The sequence below is a fragment of the Nonomuraea basaltis genome (assembly GCF_005893125.1).
In the GTDB taxonomy this organism is placed as follows: Bacteria; Actinomycetota; Actinomycetes; order Streptosporangiales; family Streptosporangiaceae; genus Nonomuraea; species Nonomuraea basaltis.
Genome location: NZ_VCJS01000389.1, coordinates 1 through 6,968 on the forward strand (window position 1 = coordinate 1; position 6,968 = coordinate 6,968).

The 6,968-nt window shown below is 74.7% G+C and carries 7 protein-coding genes and 1 pseudogene; 5 read left to right on the forward strand and 3 right to left on the reverse strand.

Annotation, left to right across the window (positions count from 1 at the left end; genetic code table 11):
• Both EJK15_RS72300 and EJK15_RS66255 read left to right on the forward strand, forming a co-directional pair.
• Nucleotides 1-371 (forward strand): TIGR03943 family putative permease subunit (locus tag EJK15_RS72300; RefSeq protein ID WP_476739212.1); only part of this gene is annotated, 371 nt, incomplete at its 5' end.
• Nucleotides 368-1,165 carry a TIGR03943 family putative permease subunit gene (locus tag EJK15_RS66255; protein ID WP_138720431.1) on the forward strand — a complete coding sequence of 266 codons (798 nt, stop codon included), beginning with the start codon at nucleotides 368-370 and terminating at the stop codon, nucleotides 1,163-1,165. The genes EJK15_RS72300 and EJK15_RS66255, both read left to right, overlap by 4 nt.
• 310 nt (nucleotides 1,166-1,475) lie before the next feature.
• Here the strand turns inward: EJK15_RS66255 and EJK15_RS66260 are convergent, their stop codons facing one another.
• A complete protein-coding gene (locus EJK15_RS66260; RefSeq protein WP_138720432.1) occupies nucleotides 1,476-3,014 on the reverse strand; it encodes an AMP-binding protein in 1,539 nt (512 codons plus the stop codon).
• Between the two features lie 222 nt (nucleotides 3,015-3,236).
• Here EJK15_RS66260 and EJK15_RS78320 point away from each other — a divergent pair.
• Both EJK15_RS78320 and EJK15_RS66270 read left to right on the forward strand, forming a co-directional pair.
• Nucleotides 3,237-3,908 (forward strand): annotated as a pseudogene (locus EJK15_RS78320) (low temperature requirement protein A); the annotation flags it as partial.
• A gap of 172 nt (nucleotides 3,909-4,080) precedes the next feature.
• Nucleotides 4,081-4,356 carry a hypothetical protein gene (locus EJK15_RS66270; protein ID WP_171075377.1) on the forward strand — a complete coding sequence of 92 codons (276 nt, stop codon included), beginning with the start codon at nucleotides 4,081-4,083 and terminating at the stop codon, nucleotides 4,354-4,356.
• Nucleotides 4,357-4,361: 5 nt separating this feature from the next.
• Here EJK15_RS66270 and EJK15_RS66275 read toward each other — a convergent pair whose 3' ends face one another.
• Nucleotides 4,362-4,823 (reverse strand): ATP-binding protein, encoded by a 462-nt coding sequence (locus EJK15_RS66275; RefSeq protein ID WP_138720434.1) that lies wholly within the window; start codon nucleotides 4,821-4,823, stop codon nucleotides 4,362-4,364.
• Between the two features lie 206 nt (nucleotides 4,824-5,029).
• Nucleotides 5,030-6,169 carry an NAD(P)/FAD-dependent oxidoreductase gene (locus EJK15_RS66280; protein ID WP_138720435.1) on the reverse strand — a complete coding sequence of 380 codons (1,140 nt, stop codon included), beginning with the start codon at nucleotides 6,167-6,169 and terminating at the stop codon, nucleotides 5,030-5,032.
• Between the two features lie 284 nt (nucleotides 6,170-6,453).
• On the opposite strand from EJK15_RS66280, the gene EJK15_RS66285 reads away from it, so the two are divergent.
• The coding region (locus EJK15_RS66285) for a hypothetical protein (RefSeq protein ID WP_138720436.1) at nucleotides 6,454-6,968 on the forward strand (515 nt) is incomplete at its 3' end.

Below are 6,968 nucleotides of genomic sequence, written 5' to 3' on the forward strand. Positions count from 1 at the left end.
GCCCTCCCCCGCCCGCCACGGCCTACCGCGGCACCCCTGCCGCCGACCTGACACTCGGCGAGTTCATCGGCCGCGCCTCCGGCACGTCGCTGGCGGGGCGGCGGGTCCGGCTGACCGGCTTCGCCGTGCCGTCCAAGAGCGGCTGGTACGTCGCCAGGATGCGGATCAACTGCTGCGCCGCCGACGCGCTCGCCCTGGAGGTCGCCGTCGAAGGCGCGCCCGCGCCCGCCGAGGACACCTGGGTACGCGTCACCGGCACGTGGATCCCCCCGAAGGGCGGCGTCCCCGATGACTACGCGCCGCCCGCCATCGCCGCGACCGAGGTCGTCCGCGTCGAACCGCCGGCGGAACCGTACGAGGAGCCCGCGTGACCCGTTCGTCCCAGGGCCTGCTCCTGATCCTGCTCGGCGGGGCGCTGCTGCAGATCTCCGCCTTCTCGGCGGACTTCGCCAACTACGTCAAGCCGGGCTTCCGGCCTTTGCTCATCGCAGCGGGCGCCGTGCTGATCGTCCTGGGCGTGGCGGTCCTGGCCGCCGAGCGGCGCAGGAGGCGCGACGCGGCGAGCCGGGCGGCGCTGGCGCGGGCCGGTCTCGAGGAGGAGCTGCACCTGGCGCGGCTGCTGGGGCGCGAGCCCGCCGTCTCCGGCCCGGGGGCGCGCGACGAGCATGACGAGCATCACGACGGGATCCGGGTGGCGTGGCTGCTGGCCGTACCGGTCGCCGCGATCTTCCTCATCGCCCCGCCCGCCCTCGGCTCGTACGCCGTCCAGCAGGCCGAGCACGCCCCCGCCCCTCCTCCGCCGTCCGTCGTCGACGCGGACCTGCCGCCGCTGAAGAGCGGCCGGGTCAACGACCTGAGCATGAGCGAGTTCGCCGGGCGCACCTGGTCCGACCCCGGCTCCCTGAAGGGCAGGACCGTACGGCTGACCGGATTCGTCGTGCCGTCCGCGAGCGGACGCGAGTGGTACGTCGCCCGCCTGCGCATCGGCTGCTGCGCCGCCGACGCCCTGACGATGAAGGCCGCCGTGCGGGGCGCGCCCGCCCCGGGCACCGACACCTGGGTGCGGGTCACCGGAACCTGGGTGCCCGCCGACGGGACGGCGCCGCCTGCGCTGGACGCCACCCGCGTGGAGGCGGTGGCCGCGCCCGGCGAACCGTACGAGTAGCGGTCAGTGCGCCCGCCGGTGCGCCGGGAGCCCGCTCTCGTCGGCGGCCGGCAGGACGCGGCGCATCCGCCGCGCTTGTCAGCAGATGCAACGCAGATCCAATCTGGTCAGGCGCGGAGAGTCGCGCCGCCGTCGGCGAGGAGGAGGCCGTCCTTAAAAGTTATAGTTAGGCAAGCGTAAGGCCCGTCGCAAATCGCTGACGTGTGACAACGGGCGGACCGGAACCTTGCCGGGACCGCCCGCCCCCGCGCGTGCCGCATCCCCGGTCAGCCGGCCACCGAAGGTGACGTGCTCGCGCGCGCCGAGGCGGCTACCGGGGCGCGAGTTTGCGCCGGTCCACCTTGCCGGTCTGGTTGCGCGGCACCGACGCCACGAACTCGATGTCGCGCGGCACCTTGAACCCGGCCAGCTCCGCCTTGACCGCCCGCCTGAGCTCGTCGGCCGACGGCGCCGCGCCCTCCTCGGGGACGACGTAGGCGGCCAGGCGCTGGCCGTACTCCTCGTCCGGCACGCCCAGCACGGCCACGTCGGCGACGCCCGGCTGGCGGGCCAGGAGGTTCTCGACCTCCTGCGGGAAGACGTTCTCACCACCGGAGACGATCATGTCGTCGTCGCGGCCGTCGATGAACAGCAGCCCGTTCCCGTCCCGGTGGCCGAGGTCGCCGGTGGCCAGCAGGCCGTCCGCCGCGGCGGTGAAGGTCAGGCCGCCGGCCACCTGCACCCGTCCCACCTCTCCGGCCGGCTGCTCGGCGCCGTCCGGGCCGGCGATGCGCACCGTGGCGCCGCGGGGCGGGCGTCCGACGGTGCCGGGAGCGGTACGCAGGTCGGCGGGCGTGGCCAGAGAGGCCCAGCCTGCCTCGGTGGAGCCGTACAGGTTGTAGAGCACGTCGCCGTAGGCGTCCATGAAGTCCGTGGCCAGGGCGGGCGGGAGCGCCGAGCCGCCGGAGACGACCACGCGCAGGTGCGGCAGCGGGCGCGGCGGGCAGGCCAGCAGCCGCTTCAGCATGATCGGTACGGCCACCAGCGCCCCGGCCCGCTCGGCGGCCAGGGCGTCGAGCGCGGCCTCGGCGTCGAAGCGGCGCAGCAGCACGACCGGGCAGCCGAGCACCAGCGCGGCCCCGTACCAGAGCAGGCCGAGGCCGTGGAAGAGCGGCGGTGCGATGAGCATCGGCTCTCCGCTGCGCAGCGGCACGGTGGCGAGCATGGAGACGAACGGCTCGGCCAGCGCGGTCACCGACAGCCGGCGGGGCGCGCCCTTGGGCGTGCCGGTCGTGCCGGAGGTGAGCAGCACCAGCCGCCCGGGACGGCGCGGCGGCCCGGCGGGCACGCCGCCCTCCCGCGCCAGGGCGTCCAGGTCGGTGACGCGGGGACCGCCGAAGTCGACGGCCGGCAGGTCCGGCGCCGCGATCAGCGCGTGCACACCCTCGCGCCGCAGCACGTCCCGCAGCCGCGGCCCGGCCAGCCCGGTGTTGAGCAGCAGCAGGTCCGCGCCCAGCCGGGACACCGCCGCGACCGCCGCCACGAAGCCGCGGTCGTTGGGCCACATCACCGCCACCGTCCGTCCCGGCCCCACGCCGAGCTCGTGGTGCAGGGCCGAGGCCAGCGCGGCCGCCCGCGCGTCCAGTTCGGCGAACGTCAGCGACCCCGCCTCGTCCACGACGGCCCGCCGATCCGGCCAGCGCGCCGCGGCCATGGCCACCCCGCTCGCGGGGGTGACGTGGAAGTGCCGATATGCCTCCACCATGCGCGCCAGCGCGGCGGGCGGCACCGGGCCCAGCAGCCCGTTACGGGCGAGCGCGGCGGCGGCCTCGACCCCGAAGCCGCCCAGCTCGACCAGCCTTCCGATCATCGCGGCACCTGGCCTTTCACGCGGAGGCCGTACGTGTACCCGCCCGCGCCGCCCCGGAACCCTCCCGTCGTTCGGCCTCATGACGCACCGGCCCGAGCAGATCGCCATCCCCGTCGACGAGCAGCTCGTCGTGGCGTTCTATTCTCGTTGACCGTGAACGAAGCGGGAGAGCGCCACGCCAGCTGGCTCGAGCTGTTCTTCGACCTGGTCGTCGTCGTGGCGATGGTCCAGCTGGCCCACCGGCTGGCGCACCCGACGTGGGGCGGTGTGGCGCTGTTCGTGCTGCTCTACTACGCGGTGTGGAGCGTGTGGACCGCGCTGACGCTCTACTCGAACGTGCACGGCGAGCGCACCCGCACGCGCAGCATGCTGATCGGCATGTTCGGCATCGCGGTGATGGCCGCCGCCGTGCCCGGCGTCGCCCACGAGGTGGCGCCGGGCGTCCTGCACGACGGCTGGTTCATCGCCGCCTACATCACCTGCAGGGTCAGCACCTCGCAGACCCTGCAGCGGGCCGGCATGGTCATGACGGCGTGGCCCGCGGCCCAGCTCGGCGCGGGGCTGGTGCCGTGGGTCGTCTCCATCTGGGTGGACGATCCTCCCTGGCGATACGTGCTGTGGGGGCTGGGCCTCGTCCTCGACTTGATCTTTTCCGCGGTGCAGAGCCGCAGGCCCGAACGCATGATCAGCGACATGCAGCGGCAGGCCGGCAGACGCGAGAAGCATGAGCTGCGCCGGGCACGGGCGGGACGGCCGCCTCGTCCGATCATGCCCTTCACCCCGGCCGTGCTCGACCGGGCGCACCTGAGCGAGCGGCTCGGGCTGTTCGTGATCATCGTGCTCGGCGAGGCTGTCATGCAGCTCGTGATCGCCTCCTCGGGACAGTCGTGGGGGCCCCAGCTGGGGCTGGCGGGGCTGGCCGGGTTCGGGCTGATCGTCTCGCTGTGGTGGCTCACCCTGCAGTACGGCCTGAGCGCCGTCCCCGGCGCGCACGAACGCAGAATCAAGCCGTATATGGCGTTGCCCGCACACTTCGGGCATCATCGCGACCGCGGCCGGCCTGGGCGTGGTCGCCGCCGAGCCGGCCGCGCACCTGCACGGCGGCGTCGGCTGGGTGCTGGGCGGCGGGCTGTCGGTGTACTTCGCCGCCTCCACCGCGCTCGGCGTGGCGACGGGCGCCGAGCGGCGGTGGATCTGGGCGTGGGCGGTGCCCTCCATCCTCGCCCCGCTCGCTGTGGCCGCGGCAGCCGGGCTGGTGGAGGCATGGGTGGTGGTCGCGCTGCTGCTGGCCGTCGCCCTGTGGCGGCTGGCCTACCGGCCGCGCGGCGGCGCGCCGGCGTGACCTGCTCACGTGGCCACGCGGCCCGTCGTGATCGGCGGCTCCGCCGCGGAGCCGCCGTGATCGGCGCGGGCGGGGGCGCAGAGCGCGGTCAGGTTCAGGGCCAGCCGCACCGCGGTGCCGCCGGGGCCCGTCGTGAAGACGACGTCGTCGCACAGGCAGCGCATCAGCCAGATCCCGCGCCCGCCCGGCTCCGAGGGCGCGGGCAGGCCCGCCTCCTCCAGCACGCCGGCGGATATCCCCGTGCCGGTGTCGGCGACCTCGCAGACGAGTCTCCGGCTCTCCCGCCACATCCGCAGCCTGCCTCCGCCGCCGCCGTGCTCCACCGCGTTGACGACGCATTCGTTGACCGCCGCCAGGAAGTCCCCCAGCCGCTCGCCCGCCACCCCCTGGTCGCGGGCGCAGGCTAGGACCGCGCGGCGCGTGCGTACCAGGCAGCCCTCGTCGAAGTCCACGCTGAGCAGGTCCATGCCTTCACTGTCAGCCGGACACCGGCGGCCGGTCAGTGCCGAAGGTCACAACCCGGGCATTCCACAGGCCCTGGTTCTCTTACCGGGAACCCGGCTCCGCTACGAGAAGCCAGGTTCCGCACACGCGGCCAGGATCACGACAGAGCCACCCAGACAGGGCGGAAATCCCCGCTCGGGCAGGTATCGGGCGAACGCCGCGCGCTCCTCTACTGCTGGCCGGGGCGGCGTGCCGGGACCGGGGCGGGGCCGGCCGTGCCGTCGGTGAAGCGGCCGGGGCGGAAGGGGGCCAGCAGCGGCGACTCCTCGCCGAACACCTCCCCCGCCACCTCCCCCATCAGCAGCGGAGCCAGCGTGACCCCGCTGTGCGTGGCCACCGTGTACACGCGCCGCTCCGCGTCGGCGAACCCCGCCACCGTACGCCCGTCGCCGGGCATCGCCCGCTGCCCCACGACCGCCCGCTCCACCGCGGCCCCGTCCGTGGCCCGCAGCACCTTCGGCAGCAGCCCCATGATCTCGTCGATGACGTCGGCGGGCACCGGGGCCGCCGGGTCCGCGCGCCCGTCCAGCGGCAGAGACTGCAGCAGCAGCCGTCCTGCCCCGTCGGGCCGCAGGTTGAGCCCGGCGGTGGTGATCACCCGGGACAGCCGCGCCGCCACCGGCGTCGTGATGACCAGGAACCCGTTGGTGACCTGCCCGGACACGGCCGGGTCCAGCATGGGAACGTGGACGCCGGCCAGCGCCGCCACGTGCTGCGTCCAGCGGCCGACGCAGGTGACGACCACGTCGCCGGCGAAGGTGCGCCCGTCGGCCACCGTCACCTCCGCGCCCGACGCCGGCGTCTCGATCGCCGCGACCTCGGCATCGCACTCGACCACGGCCCCGCGGTCGCGGGCCTCGCCCAGCAGCCGCCCGAGCAGGCGCAGCGGCTGGACGTGCGCCTCGGTGGGGAAGAACACGTACTCGGCGCCCGCCACGTGCACGAGGTCGGGCTCCAGGGCGCGGACGCGCCGCACGGCCGCCCGCTCGACCGGGTAGCCCATGGTCAGCAGCCGTGCCACCCGCGCCTCGAGCAGTTCTTTGTGCTCGTCGGAGACCGCGCACTCGAGGTGGCCCGTGGGGAAGAACCAGTCGCCGGGAAGCTGGTGATGCGCCCAGACGGCGGCGTGGTTGAGGTCGAAGTAGTCCTTGGGCGTCTTGTTGTTGGCGTTCACCCACGCGACCGACGTGGAGCTCGTGCCGGCCCCGGGGGCACGCGCCTCCAGGACGGTGACCTGCGCGCCGCGCCGGGTGAGCCCGGCCGCGACCGCGGATCCGACCACCCCCGCACCGATGACGACGACTCGCACACTGGCCCCTCTCTCTCCTTCTGGCCCCTGTCACGGTGGTCACCGCCGGCGCCGAACGGCCCGGCCACGCGGAAACGTCCGATCACGACCGCGGCGACCAACTCCATCAAAGTCCCGATGGCGGGTGACCGTGGGGTCATAGTCGTCTTGCATGGAGGTGAAGATCCGTACGGGTAGCGTCTGCAGGCCGGTGGCGACCACGCACCGCCTCCAGCGCGCCGCGCCCGGAAAGCTTCGCCCCCGTCAGCTATATCGGTTGCCGTGGGCCGGGCGGGAACCGAATCATGGGGGTTGTGGTGCGGCTGGCGTACGGAGTGGTGACGGGGCGGGAGCAGCAGGTCTGGGACTCCCGCGGCCGCCGCGTGCCCGCCGAAGGGCCGGCCGGCGCACCCGTCGTGGTCGGTCCCGCGGGCGCCGACCCTCGGCCCGCCGCCGCCGAGCTGGCCAGACTGGTCGCGGACGGCGGGGTGACGGTCGCGGGCGCCGGTGTCGAGCTGTGCCCGGGGTTCGTGTCCGCCCGCCTGGACGGGGCACGCGGTGACCGGCGCGACGCCGTGCTGGCCGCGATCCAGCTGCTGGGGCCGGACGGGCTGCACCGGCTGGGCGAGCGGGCCGGCGTGCTGGTGGCGCTGTTCGGCACGGAGGCGACCAAGCCGGTCGCCGCCGCGGCAAGCCGGGCCATCGGCGACGGACGATGGGCGGCGCTGCAGCTGGCGTCCTCGGCCAGCGCCCTGCTGAACGCCGAACAAGTCGAACGCCTCCTCCACCTGGGCACCCCGCCCACGCCACCCCTCCAGCC

Bases quoted from the DNA above. Each gene is read 5' to 3' on its own strand.
- EJK15_RS66260 (WP_138720432.1), bottom strand. From the start codon at position 3,014: ATGATCGGAAGGCTGGTCGAGCTGGGCGGCTTCGGGGTCGAGGCCGCC.
- EJK15_RS66275 (WP_138720434.1), bottom strand. From the start codon at position 4,823: ATGGACCTGCTCAGCGTGGACTTCGACGAGGGCTGCCTGGTACGCACG.